20 protein-coding genes and 1 tRNA gene are annotated in these 18,810 nt (G+C 67.6%); 17 read left to right on the plus strand and 4 right to left on the minus strand.

From position 1 onward, the window contains the following. Positions 1-3: 3 nt before the first annotated feature. The 3 genes from ASG59_RS18695 to ASG59_RS18705 all read left to right on the plus strand — a co-directional run bounded on the left by ASG59_RS18695 (position 4) and on the right by ASG59_RS18705 (position 2,391). A complete protein-coding gene (locus tag ASG59_RS18695; protein ID WP_055882588.1) occupies positions 4-516 on the plus strand; it encodes a DUF2271 domain-containing protein in 513 nt (170 codons plus the stop codon). An 11-nt stretch (positions 517-527) separates the two neighbouring features. Then, positions 528-1,328, plus strand: a complete 801-nt coding sequence (locus ASG59_RS18700; protein WP_056410750.1) for a DUF4198 domain-containing protein — start codon at positions 528-530, stop codon at positions 1,326-1,328. Positions 1,329-1,407: 79 nt separating this feature from the next. Further along, positions 1,408-2,391 carry an FAD:protein FMN transferase gene (locus tag ASG59_RS18705; RefSeq protein WP_055882594.1) on the plus strand — a complete coding sequence of 328 codons (984 nt, stop codon included), beginning with the start codon at positions 1,408-1,410 and terminating at the stop codon, positions 2,389-2,391. Between the two features lie 110 nt (positions 2,392-2,501). On the opposite strand, the gene cobF is transcribed toward ASG59_RS18705, so the two are convergent. Then, the gene (cobF, locus tag ASG59_RS18710; protein ID WP_056285640.1) at positions 2,502-3,266 is read right to left on the minus strand and encodes a precorrin-6A synthase (deacetylating); all 765 of its coding nucleotides are present in this window, start codon (positions 3,264-3,266) and stop codon (positions 2,502-2,504) included. A 188-nt stretch (positions 3,267-3,454) separates the two neighbouring features. Here cobF and ASG59_RS18715 point away from each other — a divergent pair, with 188 nt between their 5' ends. The 5 genes from ASG59_RS18715 to ASG59_RS18735 all read left to right on the plus strand — a co-directional run bounded on the left by ASG59_RS18715 (position 3,455) and on the right by ASG59_RS18735 (position 9,361). Then, on the plus strand, positions 3,455-4,003 hold the full coding sequence (locus ASG59_RS18715; protein WP_055882695.1) for a 2Fe-2S iron-sulfur cluster-binding protein: 549 nt from the start codon (positions 3,455-3,457) through the stop codon (positions 4,001-4,003). Continuing rightward, positions 4,000-5,064 carry a xanthine dehydrogenase family protein subunit M gene (locus ASG59_RS18720; protein WP_056410753.1) on the plus strand — a complete coding sequence of 355 codons (1,065 nt, stop codon included), beginning with the start codon at positions 4,000-4,002 and terminating at the stop codon, positions 5,062-5,064. The genes ASG59_RS18715 and ASG59_RS18720 overlap by 4 nt, the downstream gene beginning before the upstream one ends. Then, positions 5,057-7,288, plus strand: coding sequence for a xanthine dehydrogenase family protein molybdopterin-binding subunit (locus ASG59_RS18725; protein ID WP_056410755.1), 2,232 nt, complete (start codon positions 5,057-5,059; stop codon positions 7,286-7,288). Before ASG59_RS18720 ends, ASG59_RS18725 begins: the two co-directional genes overlap by 8 nt. A gap of 127 nt (positions 7,289-7,415) precedes the next feature. Then, positions 7,416-7,489, plus strand: a tRNA-Gln gene (locus tag ASG59_RS18730). A 117-nt stretch (positions 7,490-7,606) separates the two neighbouring features. Further along, a complete protein-coding gene (locus ASG59_RS18735; protein WP_056410759.1) occupies positions 7,607-9,361 on the plus strand; it encodes a site-specific integrase in 1,755 nt (584 codons plus the stop codon). A 46-nt stretch (positions 9,362-9,407) separates the two neighbouring features. Here ASG59_RS18735 and ASG59_RS18740 read toward each other — a convergent pair whose 3' ends face one another. After that, positions 9,408-9,665: a helix-turn-helix transcriptional regulator gene (locus ASG59_RS18740; protein ID WP_056410763.1), complete on the minus strand. Its 258-nt coding sequence runs from the start codon at positions 9,663-9,665 to the stop codon at positions 9,408-9,410. A gap of 98 nt (positions 9,666-9,763) precedes the next feature. Here ASG59_RS18740 and ASG59_RS18745 point away from each other — a divergent pair, with 98 nt between their 5' ends. The 6 genes from ASG59_RS18745 (at position 9,764) to ASG59_RS18770 (ending at position 14,355) form a co-directional block, all read left to right on the plus strand. Further along, the gene (locus tag ASG59_RS18745) at positions 9,764-11,119 is read left to right on the plus strand and encodes an MBL fold metallo-hydrolase (RefSeq protein WP_082528847.1); all 1,356 of its coding nucleotides are present in this window, start codon (positions 9,764-9,766) and stop codon (positions 11,117-11,119) included. Beyond that, positions 11,112-12,155, plus strand: coding sequence for a hypothetical protein (locus tag ASG59_RS18750; RefSeq protein WP_156399295.1), 1,044 nt, complete (start codon positions 11,112-11,114; stop codon positions 12,153-12,155). Before ASG59_RS18745 ends, ASG59_RS18750 begins: the two co-directional genes overlap by 8 nt. A gap of 140 nt (positions 12,156-12,295) precedes the next feature. Continuing rightward, entirely contained in the window at positions 12,296-12,715 is a 420-nt protein-coding gene (locus ASG59_RS18755) for a hypothetical protein (protein ID WP_056410766.1), read from the plus strand. A gap of 103 nt (positions 12,716-12,818) precedes the next feature. Further along, positions 12,819-13,313: a hypothetical protein gene (locus tag ASG59_RS18760; RefSeq protein WP_056410769.1), complete on the plus strand. Its 495-nt coding sequence runs from the start codon at positions 12,819-12,821 to the stop codon at positions 13,311-13,313. A gap of 44 nt (positions 13,314-13,357) precedes the next feature. Next, positions 13,358-13,894, plus strand: a complete 537-nt coding sequence (locus ASG59_RS18765; RefSeq protein ID WP_156399296.1) for a hypothetical protein — start codon at positions 13,358-13,360, stop codon at positions 13,892-13,894. Between the two features lie 131 nt (positions 13,895-14,025). Next, positions 14,026-14,355 (plus strand): hypothetical protein, encoded by a 330-nt coding sequence (locus tag ASG59_RS18770; RefSeq protein WP_244475762.1) that lies wholly within the window; start codon positions 14,026-14,028, stop codon positions 14,353-14,355. A gap of 572 nt (positions 14,356-14,927) precedes the next feature. On the opposite strand, the gene ASG59_RS18775 is transcribed toward ASG59_RS18770, so the two are convergent. Continuing rightward, on the minus strand, positions 14,928-15,539 hold the full coding sequence (locus ASG59_RS18775; protein WP_056410775.1) for a hypothetical protein: 612 nt from the start codon (positions 15,537-15,539) through the stop codon (positions 14,928-14,930). A gap of 26 nt (positions 15,540-15,565) precedes the next feature. Here ASG59_RS18775 and ASG59_RS18780 point away from each other — a divergent pair, with 26 nt between their 5' ends. From ASG59_RS18780 to ASG59_RS18785, 3 genes are all read left to right on the plus strand, one after another. Next, a complete protein-coding gene (locus ASG59_RS18780) occupies positions 15,566-16,306 on the plus strand; it encodes a hypothetical protein (protein ID WP_156399299.1) in 741 nt (246 codons plus the stop codon). Positions 16,307-16,555: 249 nt separating this feature from the next. Next, positions 16,556-17,452, plus strand: coding sequence for a DUF4238 domain-containing protein (locus ASG59_RS20155; RefSeq protein ID WP_082528848.1), 897 nt, complete (start codon positions 16,556-16,558; stop codon positions 17,450-17,452). Between the two features lie 177 nt (positions 17,453-17,629). Next, positions 17,630-18,316, plus strand: a complete 687-nt coding sequence (locus ASG59_RS18785) for a zinc metallopeptidase (protein WP_056410780.1) — start codon at positions 17,630-17,632, stop codon at positions 18,314-18,316. Between the two features lie 147 nt (positions 18,317-18,463). On the opposite strand, the gene ASG59_RS18790 is transcribed toward ASG59_RS18785, so the two are convergent. After that, complete coding sequence (locus ASG59_RS18790; RefSeq protein ID WP_277996125.1) at positions 18,464-18,766, minus strand: tyrosine-type recombinase/integrase; 303 nt, start codon at positions 18,764-18,766, stop codon at positions 18,464-18,466. Positions 18,767-18,810: the final 44 nt, after the last annotated feature.

Consider the following 18,810-nt stretch of genomic DNA (forward strand, 5'->3'; position numbering starts at 1 on the left):
CCCATGCGCACGGCCGTCACCGCCGCGTTCTCGACCCTCATCGCCGCGCCGGCCCTCGCCGGAGAGGTGGTCCTGAGCGTGCAGATCCCCCGCCTCGACGTCTCGGAATACCACCGGCCGTACCTCGCCGCCTGGATCGAGGGCGCCGACGGCCGGGCGCTGGCCAACCTCGCGGTCTGGTACGACGTGCGCAAGCGCGAGGGGGAGGGCGGCGCCAAGTGGCTCAAGGACATGCGGCAATGGTGGCGCCGCATCGGCCGCGAGACCGAGATGCCGCTGGACGGGGTCAGCGGCGCCACCCGCCCGGCCGGCACCCACGCCCTGCGCTTCGACGCCGCCGCCGCCCCCTTCGCCGCCCTGACGCCGGGGACCTACGAGATCGTGGTCGAGGCCGCCCGCGAGGTCGGCGGCCGCGAGGTGGTGCGCCTGCCCCTCGCATGGCCGCCGGCCGCGGCCGAAGCGTCCGTTCGCGGCAAGGACGAGCTCGGCGCCGTCTCCCTCACCGTCACACCGTAAGGACCGATCCCATGCGCGCCCTGTCCCTCGCCGCCGTCCTGAGCCTCGCCCTCGTCCTCCCGGCCTCAGCCCACCGGGTCTGGATGCTGCCCTCCTCGACGGTGCTCTCGGGGGGCGACGCCTGGGTCACCTTCGACGCCGCGGTGTCCAACGACCTGTTCGTGTTCGAGCACGTGCCGATGCGCCTCGAGGGCCTTGCCGTCACCGGCCCCGAGGGCACCGCGCTCGCCCACGAGAACGCCGCCACGGGCAAGTTCCGCAGCACCTTCGACATCCACCTGACGAAACCCGGCAGCTACCGGGCGGCCATCGTCAACGACGGCGTCACCGCGAGCTACAAGCTGGACGGCGCCCAGAAGCGCTGGCGCGGCAAGGCCGAGGCCCTGAAGCAGGCCCTTCCCGCCGGGGCCCAGGACGTGAAGGTGACGCGGGTGGTGCAGCGCACCGAGACCTTCGTGACGCTGGGCAAGCCCGACGCCACCGCCTTCGCCCCGGCCGGCCGGGGCCTGGAATTGCGCTTCGACACCCATCCCAACAACCTCACCGCCGGCGAGACCGCCCGCTTCACGGTGCTCCTCGACGGGGCGCCGGCCCCGGGGATCGCCGTGGAGGTGGTGCGCGGCGGCAGCCGCTACCGCGACAAGTCGGAGGAACAGAAACTCACCTCCGGCCCTGACGGCGTCGTCTCCGTCACCTGGGCGCAGGCCGGCCAGTACTGGTTCGGCGCCGAGGCGCAGGACGACAAGTCCGGCATCGAAGGCGCCCGGCGGCGGTCCGTCTACGCCGCGACCTTCGAGGTGCTGCCGCAATAGGAACCTGGGAATCGCCGCCCGTGACGCGGACGCCCTCGCCCCGTCACGGTCGAAGGCCACCGACATACCAAAGCGACCGATGCGCCGCCTGCTGATCCCCGAAATCCTCGCGCCGATCGGCCCGGATGCGTTCCCCGCAGGGCCGGTGGAGCGGGTCGGCGGCCGCATCATGGGCACGACCTGGTCGGTGAGCGTGGTGACGCGCCGCCCCGGCGAGGGCGCGGCGGTGAGGGACGCGGTCGTGGTCGAACTCGCCCGGCTCGTGGCGCAGCTGAGCCATTGGGAGCCGGAATCCGCCCTCTGCCACTTCAACCGGGCGCCCGCCGGCAGCCGGCACGTGCTGCCCGACGACCTGTTCCGGGTGCTGGAGGCCGCCTGCGCCGTGGCACGGGCGAGCCGGGGCGCCCACGACCCGACCCTGGGCGCCCTCGTCGACCTCTGGGGTTTTGGGCCGCCGGGTCCCGTCGCGCAGCCGCCGGACGAGGCCGTCATCGCGGCCGCGCGCGCCCGCTGCGGCTGGCGCCGTCTCGCCCTGGATGGGGAGAACCGCAGCGCGCTTCAGCCCGGCGGACTCCGGCTCGACCTCTCCGGCAGCGCCAAGGGCCACGCCGTCGACGCGATCTCGGACCTGCTCGCGGCCCGGGGCTTCGCCCACCACCTCGTGGAGATCGGCGGCGAGTTGCGCGGGCGCGGGCTCAAGCCCGACCGGCAACCCTGGTGGGTGGCCCTGGAAGCGCCGGCCGGCACGACCGAGACCGTCGCCGCCCTGCACGACCTCGCCATCGCCACCTCGGGCGACCACCGGCGCGCCCGCGACCTCGGCGGGCGCCGGATCGGCCATACCCTCGACGGGCGCACCGGCCGGCCCATCGAGACGGGCCTGACGGCCGCCACGGTGCTGCATGCCTCCTGCCTCATGGCCGACGCCTGGGCGACCGCCGTGATGGTGCTGGGCCCCGAACACGGCAGGGCCCTGGCCGAGGCGCAGGGCCTCGCCTGCCTCACCGCGAGCGGCGCCGGCTGGGACTGGATCAGCCCCGCCGCCCGCCGCATGCTGGCCTGAACCGCCGGCTCAGGTCGCCGCGAGCCGGCCGGTGGCTGCAAACACCCCCAGGCGGGCGGCCCGGTCGTTCGCCGGGACGGGGATGGCCGTGGGGATCGTGCGGCGGCCGATCAGGACTCGGAGTCCGGCCGGCGCAGCAGGTAGGTGTCCATGATCCAGCCGTGGCGGGCCCGCGCCTCGGCGCGCACCCGTGCGATGGTGTCGGCGACCTCGCCCAGGCGCCCCGAGACCAGGATCTCGTCCGGCGAGCCGAGGTAGGCGCCCCAGTGGATCTCGAGGTCGGGATCGAGGGCGGAGAGCGCCGGATTGCCGTCGAGCATCACCGCCACCGATTCGTCATCCCGAGGCAGCCCCCGGCTCAGCCGCCGCCCCGTCGTGATCCGCACCGGCGCGCCGATGCGGTTGAGCGGGATGCGGTGCCCGGCGCAGAGCGCCTGCACGCTGGTGATGCCGGGGATCACCCGGAACCCGAAGGCGATGCGCCCGCGCGCCACGATCCGGTCGATGATCCGGATCGTGCTGTCGTAGAGCGAGGGATCACCCCAGACGAGGATGGCGCCGCACTGGTCCTCCCCGAGTTCGCGGGCGAACATCGTCTCGTAGAGCGCGGCGCGGGCGGCATGCCAGGCCTCGACGGTGGCGCCGTAGTCGGCCGGGTTGCGGTCGCGCTCGGGGTCAGACGCCTCGACGATGCGGTAGGGTCGCCCGGTGATGTAGCGCGCGCAGATCTCCCGGCGCAGGCGCACGAGGGCGTCCTTGTCGCCGCCCTTGTCGAGGACGAACACCACGTCGACGGTGTTGAGCGCCCGCACCGCCTCGACCGTGAGGTGCTCCGGGTTGCCGGTGCCGATGCCGATGACGAGGATCCGTCTCATGCGCAGGTCCCATTCGACTGCAAAGGTCGCGACTGCAAAGGTCGTGACTGCCAGGGTCGCGACGGCAAGGGTCGCCGCCCCTGGTCGGCCGGCGCGGCAAGGCTATCTGGAGCGGTTCCAGACATCCGCTGTGGAAGCCGGCCCGGTCGTGGCCGGTCCTCTGCACGCCCATCATGGGTCTGTCCATCATGAGCATACCGATCACGCTGACCGTGAACGGCGTCCGCCGCGAGATCGTCCTCGAGGACGCGCGGGTGACGCTGCTCGACCTGTTGCGCGAGCGCCTCGACCTCACCGGCGCCAAGAAGGGCTGCGACCGCGGCCAGTGCGGCGCCTGCACCATCCTGGTGGACGGGACGCGCATCAACGCCTGCCTGGCGCTGGCCGTGAGCCACGACGGCGCCAGCCTTCTCACCATCGAGGGGTTGGCGCAGGGCGACGTGCTGCACCCGGTCCAGGCCGCCTTCCTCGACAACGACGGCTTCCAGTGCGGCTTCTGCACCCCGGGCCAGATCCTGAGCGCGGTGGCGCTGATCGGCGAGGGCGGGCTCGCGGAGGAGGGCGGGCCGGCGGACCCCGAGCGGGTGCGCGAGGGCATGAGCGGCAACCTCTGCCGCTGCGGCGCCTACGCCGGCATCACCCAGGCGGTGCTGCAGGCCCACGCGGCCATGACCCATGCAGCGATGCACGCACCGGACGTGCTGCCCGGCGGCAACCTGACGGAGGACGCGGCGTGAAGAGCTTCGATTACGTACGCGCGGGCTCCCTCGCCGAGGCGGTGGCGGCCGCCTCCACCCCGGGCAGCGCGTATCTCGCCGGCGGCACCAACCTCGTCGACCTGATGAAGGGCGGGCTGACGCGGCCTGACCGCCTCGTCGACCTCACCCGCCTGCCCGGCCTCGACCGGATCGAGACCCTGCCGGACGGGTCCACCCGCATCGGGGCCCTGGTCCGCAACGGCGCGCTCACCCGCGACGCCGGCTTTGCCGGGCGCTATCCGGCGGTGGTCGAGGCCCTGCTGTCGGGGGCCTCGGCGCAGCTGCGCAACGCGGCCACCACGGCCGGCAACGTCCTGCAGCGCACCCGCTGCGGCTATTTCTACGACCCCGCCAGCGCCTGCAACAAGCGTTCGCCGGGGGCGGGCTGCGAGGCGCGGGGCGGCATCACCCGCACCCATGCGGTGCTGGGCTGGAGCGAGCACTGCATCGCCACCCACCCCTCCGACTTCTGCGTGCCGCTGGCCGCCCTCGACGCGGTGGTGGAGATCGAGGGGCCGACAGGCCGCCGCGAGGTGCCCTTCGACGCCTTCCACCTCCTGCCCGGCGACACGCCCGAGCGCGAGACCGCGCTTCGCGCGGGCGAGGTGGTCACCGCGATCCGGCTGCCGCCCGAGGCCGCCGGCTTCGCAGGCCATTCGCGCTACCTCAAGGTCCGCGAGCGCACCTCCTACGCCTTCGCCGTGGTCTCGGCGGCGGTGGGCCTGCGCCTGGAGGACGGCAGGATCGCGGACGGCCGCATCGCCCTGGGCAGCGTCGCCCTCAGGCCCTGGCGCGCCCGGGAGGCCGAGGCCCTGCTGGCCGGCCGCGCACCGAGCCCCGAGGTGTTCGCCGAGGCGGCGCGGGCGGCGCTGGCCGGGGCCACGCCCTCGGGCGACAACGCCTTCAAGATCGAACTGGCCCGGCGCATCGTCGTGCGCGCGCTCACCCTCGCGGCGGCCGGAACGCCGGGGCGCATGCCCGCGCTTCCTGCCAGCCCCTTCGCCACCAGCCCCACCGCCGGAGCGTCCCACCATGCCTGAGCGCCAACGCCACGGTTCCTCCATCGGCCTGCCGCTCACTCGGCGCGACGGCCCCGACAAGGTGACGGGGGCGGCCCGCTACAGCGCCGACATCCGGCCCGACGGGCTCGTCCATGCGGTGATGGCCACGAGCACCATCGCCAAGGGCCGCGTCACCCACCTCGACCTGGCGGCGGCCGAGGCCCACCCCGGCGTGATCGCGGTGATGACGCCCGACAACGCACCGCCGCTGGCCAAGTCGCCGGACGAGAAGGACAATCCCTTCGCCTTCCGCCTCAACCTGCTGCAGGACCACACGGTCCGCTACGCCGGCCAGCCGATCGCGGTGGTGGTCGCCACGACCCTGGAGGCGGCCACCGAAGGTGCCGCCCTGCTCAGCCCCCGCTACGAGAGCGAGGCCCCGACGATCGGGCTGGGGGAGGGCGGAATCTTCACCCCCGACAGCGTCGGGGCCGGCTCGCCGACCTCGGACGGGACGGGCGACATGGAGGCCGGGCTGGCCGCGGCGGACGCCCGCGTCACCGCCACCTACGAGACGGCCGGGCAGTACCACAATCCCCTCGAGCCCCATTGCAGCGTCGCGCAGTGGGACGGCGACCGGCTCACCCTCCACACCCCGAGCCAGGCGCTCTGGATCGCCAAGGCCCGGCTCGCCGGCTTCTTCGGCATCCCGCCGGAGAACATCCGCGTCGTCTGCCATTATCTCGGCGGCGGCTTCGGCTCGAAGGGCTTTCTCAGCCCGCCGCAGATCCTCGGGATCATGGCGGCGAAGCTGACGGGCAGGCCGGTCAAGCTCGTGACCCGGCGCGAGCAGATGTTCGGCCCGGTCGGCCACCGCTCGCCGACCCGGCAGACGCTCACCCTGGGGGCCACCCGCGACGGCGCCCTGACGGCGCTGGGCCACCACACCCTGAGCCAGACCAGCGCCTACGACGACTTCTTCGAGGCCTCGGGGCTCGTGGCGCGCCATCTCTACGCCTCGCCGGCGATCTCAACGACGCACGAGGGCTCGCGCGCCGACATCGGCACCCCGATCTTCATGCGCGCGCCCGGCGAGGCCTCGGGCAGCGTCGCGGTGGAGAGCGCGCTGGACGAACTGGCCCTCGAACTCGACATCGACCCCCTCGATTTGCGCCTGAAGAACTACGCCGAGGTCGAGCCCATTACCGGGCGCCCGTTCTCCTCGAAGGCCCTGCGCGCGTGCTACGCGCAAGGGGCCGAGCGCTTCGGCTGGGACCGCCGCCCGCGGGCGCCGCGGGCGATGCGCGACACCGACGGGCTCCTGGTCGGCTGGGGCATGGGCACCGCGACCTATCCCGCCGGCATGATGCAGGGAGAGGCCCGCGCCACGATCCGGGCCGACGGCACCGCGCTGATCGAGACCGCGGCCCAGGACATGGGGCAGGGGGCCTGGACGGTGCTCGCCCAGATCGCCGCCGACGGCCTCGGCCTGTCCCTCGACCGGGTCACCCTGCGCATCGGCGACTCGGACCTGCCCAACGGCGGCCTGGCCGGCGGCTCCACCGGCACCGCCACCTCGGGCACCGCGGTCCACGCCGCGGCGCAGGCCGTGATCGCGCAACTCGCCGATCTCGCCACCACGGACCCGGCCTCGCCGCTCTACGGGGCCGGCAATGCCGGCGTGACCGCGAGCGAGGGCCGCCTCGCCCGCCGCGACGACCCGGCCCGCTCCGAGCGTTTCGGCGACATCCTGGCGCGCGCCGGAAAACCGTCCGTGGCGGCCAAGGGCCAGGGTGCGGGCGAGCCCGCCTCGCGAAAGACCTATGCGATGCATGCGCATGGGGCGGTCTATGCCGAGGTGAAGGTCGACCCCGACCTCGGGCAGGTGCGGGTGATGCGGCTGGTGGGGGCCTTCGCGGCCGGCCGCATCGTCAACCCGCGCCTCGTGCGCAGCCAGTACGAGGGCGGCATGATCTGGGGCCTCTCCCTCGCGCTGCACGAGCACGCCGCCCACGACCGGCGCTCGGGCCGGATCGTGAACGCCAACCTCGCCGACTACCACGTGCCGGTGAGCGCCGACCTGCCGTCGATCGAGACGATCCTGGTGGAGGAGCACGATCCGCACGTGAACCCGCTCGGCATCAAGGGCGTCGGCGAGCTCGGTATCACCGGCACAGCCGGCGCCATCGCCAACGCGGTCTGGCACGCCACCGGGGTGCGGGTGCGCGAGATCCCGATCACGCTGGACAAGCTGCTGACCTGACCCGTAACCTTGCGGTTGACCCTGCGCGAAAGGTGCCCTAATGGGGCGTCTCTCGCGGCTCGGCCGGGAGAACGTCAGGCCACGGTGCGTTTCCAAGGGTGTCCACATCCAGGATCGCCGGGCGTGATGGGGGATAGTTTAACGGTAGAACAGTGGACTCTGACTCCTCTAGTCGAGGTTCGAATCCTCGTCCCCCAGCCACTGTCAGAACTAAGCCTTTCAGATCATTGAGCTTCTCGCGCAGTCGCCCTGCGGCGTGAGCCTGTTGCTACACACCGCTGCTACACAGGTCGCCCACCCGGGCACCGAAGGAGCGGAGTGGGCACGATCCAGAACGTTGTCCTGCGTGGGCGAATTTTCTATTTCCGGCGACGCGTACCGAACGGCCTGCGGCCGCATCTGCGGCTCAGCGAATTGCTTCGTAGCCTCGCGACCTCAGACCCGCGCACTGCCAAGCTCCGCGCATATCGGCTATACCTCGCCTCGGAGAGCCTGTTCTCGGCTCTCAGCGTGACGCCGATGCTGACCGACGACCAACTTGCTCGCCTCGTACAGGACTTCTACGGGCTGATTCTTGATCAGGAAAGCAAGGGTCGCTTCACCCGTGGTGCGGTTCCGAATGACGTGCGCAAGCGCCGTGTCGTTCAATTCGAGACGATGGCGGCCTTGAACCGCGAGGCACTAGCCTGCAACCGTCTGGAAGAAGCAGGTTTCGTTGCGAGCCACATGCTGAAACGGCAGGGCATTGCAGCGGCCACTCTAGCCCCTGAAGAACTCGCACAAGCGCGACAGGCGATGCTACGCGCTGGGATCGACGTCGCTGAAGCGCTTAAGGCCCGCTACGAGGGCGATTTCAACTTCGAGCCCGGCGATCGGCTCCTTAAGCTTCAACTGGAGGCTCGGGCTCCTAAGCCTTCATCGACATCTCACCCCCCTGCCACGCCGGCTGCGGCCCCCGAGCCTTACGCGGCTTTTCAGGAAGCGAGCCCTCTCTCGGTCGTGGGAGCCGCGTTCCGTAACACGCAGATTGCCATCGGCGCGTGGGACCGGCAGACAGCAGCCCAGGCGGGCGCAACCTTCCGCCTGTTCACCGAGGTATGCGGTGACCAGCCACTTGCCGCCTACAGTCGCAAGGATGCGGGTCGCTTCCGAGAGCAGGTCGAACGCCTCCCCAACGACTACGGGAAGCATCCGCGCTATCGGGGCCTCAAAGTCGATGAGATCCTCACCGCATATGGGGCGCTCACGACTACGGACCGGACGGCGGCTATCACGCAGAAGACGGTGAAGCGACACTTTTCGGCGCTCTCCACGCTATGGACCGCAGCTGTAGCGAAAGACGAGGCCGCAGCGAATATCTTCGCCGGCTTCAGGTTTACGAGCAGTCGCAAGGCGAGCGAGCAGCGCGATATGTGGGAGCGGGCCGAACTCGCCCGCTTGTTCGCGACACCAGTCTGGACGGGCTGCATGTCGCCGACCCGACGCACGACGCCGGGGACGCTCATCGTGCGCGACGAGAAGTTCTGGCTACCCCTGATCGCCGTTTTCTCCGGCATGCGTCAGGAAGAAATCTGCCAGTTGCAGGTCGAGGACATCCGGCAGGACGAGGGGGTCTGGTTCGTCGACATCAACGACCGCCCCCCGCGCAAAGTGAAGAACGTGACAGCCGTACGTCGCGTGCCGGTCCACTCCGAACTGATCCGCCTTGGCTTCCTCGCCCATGTCGATAAGCAGCGGCGCATCAAGCAGCCGCGGGTTTTTCCCGGCCTCGAACCCGGCGGGGCCGACGCACGGCTCGGCCACGCCTTCACCAAATGGTTCACGCGCTACCGCCGAGACGTTGGGATCTACCGAGTTGGGCTCGACTTCCACTCCTTCCGACACACGGCCACGACGCTCATGCATCAAGCCGGTGTAGCCACGGCCGTGATTGACCACATCACGGGTCACGCGACAGCAGGCGAGACCGCCCGATACACCAAGCGCTCGACCCTGCCGCAACTACAGGCCGCCATCGAATTGATCGCGATCGGGGTGGATTTCTCCAGTCTACACGTCAAAGCGGCTGGTTAAATCGTCTTCCAACACCTGTCCCAGATCGCCAGGGTCCGGTGAGGCGTCAGCGCCGACGCCCGCCTCGAAGCGGCTCGGGCGGTGCGTCGCCTTCAGTAGGCGTCACGAACAGTTCGCCCAACGGCACGGCCAACGCATCAGCGACCTTGTCGAGCAGGTCGACCGTCGGGTTCTCGGCCTGCCGCTCCAGACCGCCGAGATAGGCTCGGTCCACGCCGGCATCCGCCGCCAGCCGCTCCTGCGACAAGCCTTGCGCCACACGCACCCGGCGTAGGTTCCACGCGACCAGAGCCCGACCCTTCATGAGACGGATCAGCACGCGGGAGGGGCTATCTAACCACTGGCAATAGCCACACGTTACGGCTAAGCTCGTTCCACAACCTAGGGGAGATGGGACGTCCGATGCGGGTGCGCATTCACCGTGGCGCGCGCGAGATCGGCGGCTCCAACATCGAGCTGGAGCATGCTGGTGCCCGTCTCCTACTCGACCTTGGCCTGCCTCTCGACGGAGAATCGTCAGACCCCGCGTGTCATCCCGACATCGAAGGTTTGGCTGGTGGCGGCAGTCTGCTGGGCCTCGTCCTGAGCCACGGCCACCGCGACCACACCGGCCTCAGTCACCTCGCCGGGCCTGACCTGCCGGTGGCGCTCGGCGCCGCCACACTTCGTATCCTGCAGGCGGCATCCGCCTTTGTCCCTGATTGCCACGTCCCGGCCAACACCATCACGTTGACCGACCGCCAGCCGCTCACCTTCGGTCCGTTCACAGTCACGCCGATTCTCGTCGACCACTCGGCCTACGATGCCTATGCCCTGCTGGTGGAAGCTGGTGGGCAGCGCCTTCTGTACTCGGGCGACCTACGCGGGCACGGGCGCAAGGGCGCACTGTTCGAGCGCCTCCTGAGCAACCCACCGCGAGACATCGACACCTTGCTGATGGAAGGCTCCAGCCTCGGTCGGCTCGACCCGGACCGAACCTTCCCGAGCGAAAACGAGATCGAAGCGCGATTCCACGCGCTGTTCCAAGAGACGGCAGGCCTGGCACTGGTGGCAGCCTCCGCCCAGAACATCGACCGGGTGGTCTCGCTCTACCGCGCGTGCAAGCGTGCTGGCCGTACCCTCGTCATCGACCTCTACGCCGCCGAGGTCTTGGCCGCGACCGGCAATCCGCGCATCCCACAATCCGATTGGCCTGGCATCGCCGTCTTCGTGCCTCACCACCAGCGCGTCCGGATCAAACGATCCGGCCGGTTCGACTTAATCGAACGGCATGGCAGGAACCGCATCTACGCGGAGGACCTCGCCGCCATGGCACCGCGGGCCGCCCTTCTGTTCCGCCACTCGCTATTGCCCGACCTCGACCGGGCAGGGTGCCTCACCGACGCACGCGCGGTCTGGTCACAGTGGAACGGCTACCTGCGCCAACCGCGAGGGCAGGCACTCGCGGCCGACCTCGCGGCCCTTGCCGTCCCGCTCGCCCACGCCCACACTTCGGGGCACGCCAGCATCCCGGACCTCCGACGCCTCGCCGATGCGATCAGCCCGCGCTGGCTCGTACCCATTCACACCTTCGCACCCGAGCAGTTCCCGGCGCTGTTCGGACCAAGCGTGCGCATCGAACAGGACGGGACTTGGTGGGAGTGTGCAGCCGGCTCGTACCCATTCACACCTTCGCACCCGAGCAGTTCCCGGCGCTGTTCGGACCAAGCGTGCGCATCGAACAGGACGGGACTTGGTGGGAGTGTGCAGCGTGAGTGATCAGACCTCTGTGTTTCGGGTCCTGAGCCCCGGCTTCCTCGACGCCCTGGAGGCCTTGGCAGAACGCCAGGGCTGGTGGCAGGACGCGCTCGCCCACCCAGACCTGATCCTGGCCGTGCGACGCGAGGCCGTGAACGTCTATCACCGCGGCGCCTCGATCTTCCGGGTCACGTTCCCGAACGGCACTATCGCAGCGACGACGCACGCCAAGTATCTGCTGCGCCAGCGTCAGGCGACGGTTCGTCTCGACCCAGCAGGGGGCTTCGGGATCGACCCGGCCAGCGCCGTATGGACGGACTATGCCGGTCCCGCGACCTTGGCCGAGATGCTTCGGGCCGCTTCCGCACTGGCAGGCCTGGAGAAGACTGGCCTGCACCGGCTGCTGCGCAACGCCCCCAACGTGATCGATGTCGAGATTGCGCTGACGGGTTCCACACCCGGCAACACCACCACGGGGAACGACGAGCACAACAACGAGGGTGCCGAGGCCGACGCGGCGCTACTCGACGGCACGGAAGTCGCGCCCCCAACCCAGAGGCAGGACCGGCTCGACGTGGCGAGCCTGGAGGAGAGAGGCAACCCAGACGAGGCGTGGCTGGTGTTCCACGAGGCTAAGATCGCCGCGAATCCAGAACTGCGCGCCGCGCCGGACAACGTGCCAGCGATCGTTGAGCAGGTGGCGCGCTACACGGAGACCCTGACACGGGAAGCTGATCGGCTCGTCGCCGGCTACCAGGCGCTGTGCCGAGACCTCACTCGGCTCGACGCCCTGCGCCAGCGGGTGCAGGGAACCACAGGCGTATCGGAGGCCGATTTCTGGCGGCGCGATCCGTTGGCAGCAGAAGTCGCCGAGGGAAAGCGGTGTTTGCGGGTCGACCCGCGCCCACGGCTCGTCGTGTTCGGCTTCGACGCCAACCAGCGCAACGGCATCCTCGGCGGGCACCTCAACCGACTGCAGGCAGAGCCGTTCAGTCTCGCAGTCCGGGCCATCGGCAACCCGGGCGCGGGCACCAGCAACGCCTTCCGGCGACTGTAGCCAATCGCCTCGACACACTCGCAGATTGTGGATGCGACCGCCAGCCGCACCCACAATCTGCGCCCAGCTGTAAATTCCGAGGGGGGTCTACGTGAATCCCTAGTCCCGGCTCGTTCGAGCCCCGACGGGACTTCGTCATCATGTCGCTGCCCACCCTCGCACTCACCCGCGGCACCTTCCATGCCGCCCTGTTGGCGCTGCTGTGCGTTACCGAACCCGCCCAGTCCGAACCGCGGCTGGAGGGCCGCTTCCAGGGTCGCGGCGAGGGGATCCTCACCCTGCGCGTCGCGGACGTTTCGACCGACCAAAACCGGCCCGAGTACTACGTCACCACCGACACCGCCGTGCCGAACGAGTGCACCGGCAGCGTGGGTGGACTGGCCACCCTGATCAATCCCGGCACCCTGCGACTGCGCCAGAAGGGTGAGGGCAGCGAGCAGATCTGCGAGGTGACGCTGCGCTTCAGCCCCGATCGCAGCCGCGTGACGATGTCGGCGCAGAGCTGCAGCGACTACCACGGAATGTCCTGCGATTTCGCCGGAGCGCTCAAGCGCCGCTGATCCGGACTAGGACCAAGCGTGACCACAGCCGCGCTCGCCCACTGACGCGACTGGCCGCCCCTCCGGTCAACCCTCTCTCCTGCCTCCAAAATGGAACCGCCTCATGCGCACCCTGCTGCCGCGTGCAACCCTGACGCTTGCCCTGCTCCTTGCCGCCCCGGCGGCCCACGCCAATCCGCCGGTCGACGAGACAAAGGCGGGGCTGTGCCTCGACCTTAAGGTCGACGGCCAGGTTCGTCGCTGCAACCACGACTTCCGGCTCGTCCACGACGGCCAGGGCGAGATCACACTCGTCACCGGCTACGACGAGGCCAAGGCCGGCGTGAAGACGGTGGTGGCGTTCGCGACCGCCCAGGCACCCGACATGGAGAACGCTTACGGCTACGCCCTGCGCCTGACCTCGGTGACGCTGATGCCGGTGGGGAACCCCGACAGCCAACGGCATTGGCCGGCTACCGGCCTGTGCTTCATTGTCAAGCCGAACCCGGTGCGGGCGGGGACAACGCCGATCAAGCAGGACATCGTCATCCTGTGCACGGCCCACCTCACCGACACRGCCGCCCGTGTTCGCCGCTTCGACTGGAAGTTCGTGTTTTGACGATGCCCCACGAGCACCCCCAGCACCATGATTGGAGCGGCCCCATGCACAGACCTAGGATACGAAAGCTCGCGGCCCTCCTCGCCTGCCTGAGCCTGACGCCTGCACCGACCAACGCGGCCGAGCTGATCTCCGGGCGTTGCCACATGGGTTTCTGCAGCTGGTTCAGCGTCGAGGAGAAGGATCTGGCCGGCACCGCGAAGGCGGGGGCGTTGTTCAAGGTCGTGCTCAAGGGCTGGCAGTCCCACCATCCGGACGGCAACTACGCCCGCAAGACGCCGCGGCAGGGCGGGCAAGCGAGAACCAGCTACGTCTTCTGCTCCAAGTCGAAGCCGGCACTGATCAATCGCGATGAACAGGGCCGCTCGGCCGCGGAGTACCTATCGATCAACGCCGCGTTCGGACCGCCGGGCGTGCTGGAGACGGCGACGACAATCTACTTCGCCGTCTGCCATGCGATCGGCGCAGGCAGCCGAGAGGATATCACCGACCTTGCCCGACGCTTCGGCTATCCCGAGCAGGAGGGGGAAGGACCGGCGGAGACGCCGATCGCACGGCCCGAGGACATCCTGAGGCCATGAGTACCACCCACCGGTCAGAGAGACATTCCATGCACCTCGCGGCTGAACGCAGACCGGAATGCCCGGAGCAAAAGGCGGCGACCGTACCGTCGGTCGGCATCTTTTGGGGCGTGCCGGAGGATGGCAGAATCGTGCTCGTCACCCACCACACCCCCCTGGCGGAAGCGGAAAGCTACGGCGACTGCCTCACCCATCCCCACGGGCACAGCGAGGTCTGGGAGGGATGGCGCCGGCTCGGAGCCACGATTCTGCGCCGCCAGGGCCTGCCCACCGCGATTGCCGCCCACGAATACGAGGTCTTCCCGCGCGGACGTGTCGTCTACATGCGGCCGGCCGGGATGTTCACCCTCTATGCCGACCGGCGGCTACAACGGCCAGAGACCGTCGCCGAACTCATCCGGCGATTTGGACTGACCGAACAGCGCCACGTCGTGCGCTCAGACGCACACTACTGCAGCTGAGCCCAAGGCAGAGGAGCGCCCTCAAGGGAACCTTCGCCGACTTCATGGTGCACGTCCTCCCGCCATGCCCGCCACTACCTCCCATTTGGTCAGCGAAATAAAGGTCACAGGTTCGCGACGGGAAGTACGCCTACCGTCTCGCACACATCCAAGAAAGATGCCCAAAATAGACCAGGCTAAGTGTTTGAAACTTGAGCGGTCCGCGCAAACATCTTCTGCCCGGATGGTGCCATCGCGGACATCCGCGAGCTGTAGCTCAGCCCCGACGCGGACCGTCTTACCTGCGGCACCCAAATCAGCTGCCATATGGGAAACTTCGATACCGCTTTACGCCAGAAGCGGAAGCTGGTGTTGCGCCCGGAAGCGGACGTCTTGTTGCGGAGGGTTGGCTGTCCGGTGTCGACCCATCTCAGACATTCAGGGCGTCCGCTTTCGGCTACACGGCCCTAGCAACCAGTTTGGCGATCGCCCCCATGACCTGCAGAAGCTGGACCGGTTTCCCCAGGCGTTCAGCATCTGCGAACTCGGCCGAGACGAACTCCTGATCGTAACGAGTAGCAAACACGATTGCTCTAATAGTGAACTACCGGGACGGGCACGATCCGGCCGGACGCGTCCACCAGCACGATCTCAATGCCGGCCTCGGCCGAACGCTTTGAAAGCTTCTCTGCCAGAGCCAGCGTCGTCGGCGTGTTCGGCACGACCGCGAACTGTCGGCGGCCGGGGTGCTTTTCGACCGCCATGGACAGGCCGACCGCCTCGCACAAACCCTTTCGCAGACGGGACAGTTGGCCCGAATGCCGGCTGTTAACCACGCCGCCCTTACATTCAGCGACGTAGCCCTGCCCGAGGTGATCCGCCAGGACGTCGCCGATGCCAGACTTAGGGTTGATCAACACCGTTCGTCCGTCTGCATGCCTGTAGATGCCGGCGTAGAGCTTGGTGCCCGTCGTGGATTCGTGGGCGAAGCCCTGACCGGCCAGCCAGCCCTCGAAATCGAATTGCTTGGCGTGCTCGCCGTCGGGATGGATTGCTACGTGCATTAAGCCTACGACGGTCGTCAGAAGGTGCATGGCGAACGCCACCTGTACAGCGCCTTCGGTCAGGTGGTCCTCGACGCCGCCCTCCGCCTTAGAGGCTCGATCCGCGCTGGGCGTGTGCTTCTTGATCAGGCCATCGTACATGACGTTAAAAACACCGGGACAGGAACATGGCTACGAAGGCACACCACAGGTTCGTTCAGCGAATCGAGACCTACAACAACGACCTAGAACTGTGCGATTTGCTGGTCCGCCAATTTCTGGCAATGCCGAACAGCAATACGACGGTGGCCGCGTTGCTCAGCAGCACGCCCCAACGACATGCCCATCTCGGACGGACTACGAATACAAAGAAATCTCGTGAGGTGCTGGGCAATCACCTGAAGACTACGATTCACGGCTCTTTTATCAAGGACATATTCGAGGATTTCTCCGCCTTCCTGTCCGACACGATGACGAGAGCGGCGATGAAGGGCATTGATCCCGACCGCTTCATCGGCAACGTGAAGATCGAGATCCATGTGGCTGACCTCCTCAAGACTGGCAACTGGGACGACGCCGTCAAAATGATCTCCGATGCCCTGTTCCGCAAGTTAGAGAACGAACGGAACACACGGGATCTGATCACCAAGGCGAGCATCAGGCTCGACCTTCAGCTCAACGCGGCTACCCTCGACGCGGCGATGCCGTATCTGGATGCCCGGCACATGCTGGTCCATCAGGACGGCAAGGCCGACGATAAATACCGTCGCGACTATGTCGCCGTTCCACTCAGAAACAACAAGATCATGCTGGACGACGCCTTCGTGGTCGAGGCGAGACGCACCGTCATGGAACTGGCGGCGCACTTCGACCAGTGCGTGATCCAAGCAAACTTAGTGCGGCCCCAGGACATGCACGGCGGTCGCTGATCGACCCGACTCGGAAGCTCAGGGGGTCGGCTCAAAGGCAAAATTGTCGGTCTCGGTAGGCCGTAGCGGGTCGAAAGCGAGCAGCTCGCTTACTGGTTGGCGGTGGGGCGGAGCGACGTGCGACACCGGCAGGTGATGCGGTTGCGCCATGGCTTGTACTTCCGTCTTTCACCGGTTGTTATGAAACGGTCTCTAGCGCGATGGGGGCCAAAGACAAACGCTTCCCCGTCTGAGTGAGTGCAGTAGGTGATGATTGAGCCAACTCATCCGAATCCAGCCAGTCATCAGCACTATGTTCCGGAGTTCTATTTGAAGCGCTTCGCCAGTGATGCCGAGCGCCTCAAGATATCAACCTTCACACGAAGGCATACCAATGTGATAGAGGAGGACAGATCTATTGAATATACCTGTGCAGAGAGAAGGATCTACCGCGACAGGGAGGAGGATATATCCCGACTCGAAAATATCATACAGCGATCGGCGGCGTGGACCCTCTCCATCGCCGGTCAGCGCGGGCCTTTGTCTGAAAGCGATGCGAGGGATCTTTACAGGACGGTGAACCACTTCTCAGTCCGCACGCCGTTGTCCAGAGGCTTTCTCCAGCGCATGGTCAAGCAGGGCGCTGATCTCACCCCTCTGGGAAGCGACCTGGATGATGCATTCGAAAACATGTCGAGTGCCTACGAGGTGTGGGACCGTATGTTCCATCTCACCTCCGTGAGGATCCTGCATACCAGCGCTGATCTTCTAACATCAGCCTTCCCAACTTCGTCGTTTGAAGAAGGATTGGATGTCGATGGAGTCGTCTTTCCATATCACGTCACTATGGCTATCGACCGGCGTGTACTCGTACACGTAATGGTCAGAAGCTTTGATCTTAATGATCAGGTGAAGCAAAATTTCTGGATTGCTCCTGCCGACGACCAGATCGTTTTGAGGCACAATCTCGCACAGATCGCACGCTTCATTGGATCGGGTGATGTCGAGTATCTCGTCCACACTGGGGGATTATCTACAGAATTAGTCCATCGATGTCTAACTGCCCTTGGATGGACCTCCAACGCGAGGCGCCCTGGTCGGAGGGTATTTACGAAGGCAGCAGGCCCGCATCCTGACAACGTCGCAGGCGGAAAGTTGACCGGATAATGCCGACGCAGGAGCCGTCCTTGGCCAGATGCGGAGTGTCTGCTTCTAGACGAAAGGCCGAGGTCCGGTTGCCACCCAATCCGGTCTTTGACGCTTGTCAGGCCATTGTTGCACGGTGGGCATCCTAAGTAAGGCGCCGCGCTTTCACGGATACGGCCGCGTGCCTACATAGCTCTCGTGCCCGTCCTCCTAGCGCTTGGCGCAGCCCTCCTGTTCGGTCTGGTGTTCGGCCCCCAGTGGTGGGTGCGGCGGGCGATGCAGCAACACGCCACCGAGCGGCCGGACTTGCCCGGAACCGGCGGCGAGCTCGCCCGCCATCTGCTCGATCTGGCGCGGCTAGAGCACGTGCTCGTCGAGATCGCGCCAGCCGACCACTACGATCCGGTCGCGAACGTCGTGCGGCTGTCGCCGGGGAATCATGACGGCCGCTCGATCACGGCGGTCGCGGTCGCGGCGCACGAGGTCGCTCACGCGCTCCAGCACGCGGCAGGGGACCGGCTCCTCGCGGCGCGGGTGAGGTTCGCCCCGGTTGTGCAAGGCTTCGAGTTCGCCGCGGCCTTGGTGATGATGACCGCTCCTGTGGTGCTCGCCTTCGTCCATTCGCCTGCCCTGCTCGCCCTGCAGGTGGGTATCGGCATCGCGCTCCTCGGCATTCGCGTCCTGTTCCACTTCCTGACGCTGCCCGTCGAACTCGATGCGAGCTTCCGCCGGGCCCTGCCCATCCTGGAGACGGGTCGCTACCTCGACGCAGGCGACATGCCCGGCGCCCGCACCGTACTACGCGCCGCCGCCCTCACGTACGTGGCCTCGTCCCTCGTGGCGCTCGTAAGCATTGCCCGCTTTCGGCGGCTCCTTCCGTTCTAGAAGCTCTGAGGCAAGCGTCCGATTTTCTGCCCCGCACAGCTGGAAGCGCACCGTCTCCTTTCGACCAGACCAGAACTGCTGCGTCGTACCTTTGTCGGAAAGCCAGGAACTGGGTGCGGCGGCCTACGGGGGCCGCCGCGGTGAGCGTCAGATGTCGGTCTGCTCCGACATCACCAGCGCGTCGTCCGCTTCGATGCCGAGGTAGCGCACCGTGCTCTCCAGTTTCGTATGCCCCAAGAGCAGCTGGCAGGCCCGTAGGTTGCCCGTCCGCCGGTAGATCAGCGCGACTTTCGTCCGCCGCAGGCTGTGCGTGCCGTACCCCGCCGGGTCGAGGCCAATCAGCGCCACCCACTCATCGACGAGCCGGCCATACTGGCGCGTCGTAAGGTGCCTGCCCGTGTGTTTCGGCGTGCAACTTTGACCCCGTGAGGTGGGGGATCGGCGTCCAATTCTGACCCCCTAACCTCGTTCTCGCAGACTGCTCTCCGGTACGG

Origin of the sequence: Methylobacterium sp. Leaf466, from assembly GCF_001425565.1 — a bacterium.
GTDB lineage: Bacteria > Pseudomonadota > Alphaproteobacteria > Rhizobiales > Beijerinckiaceae > Methylobacterium.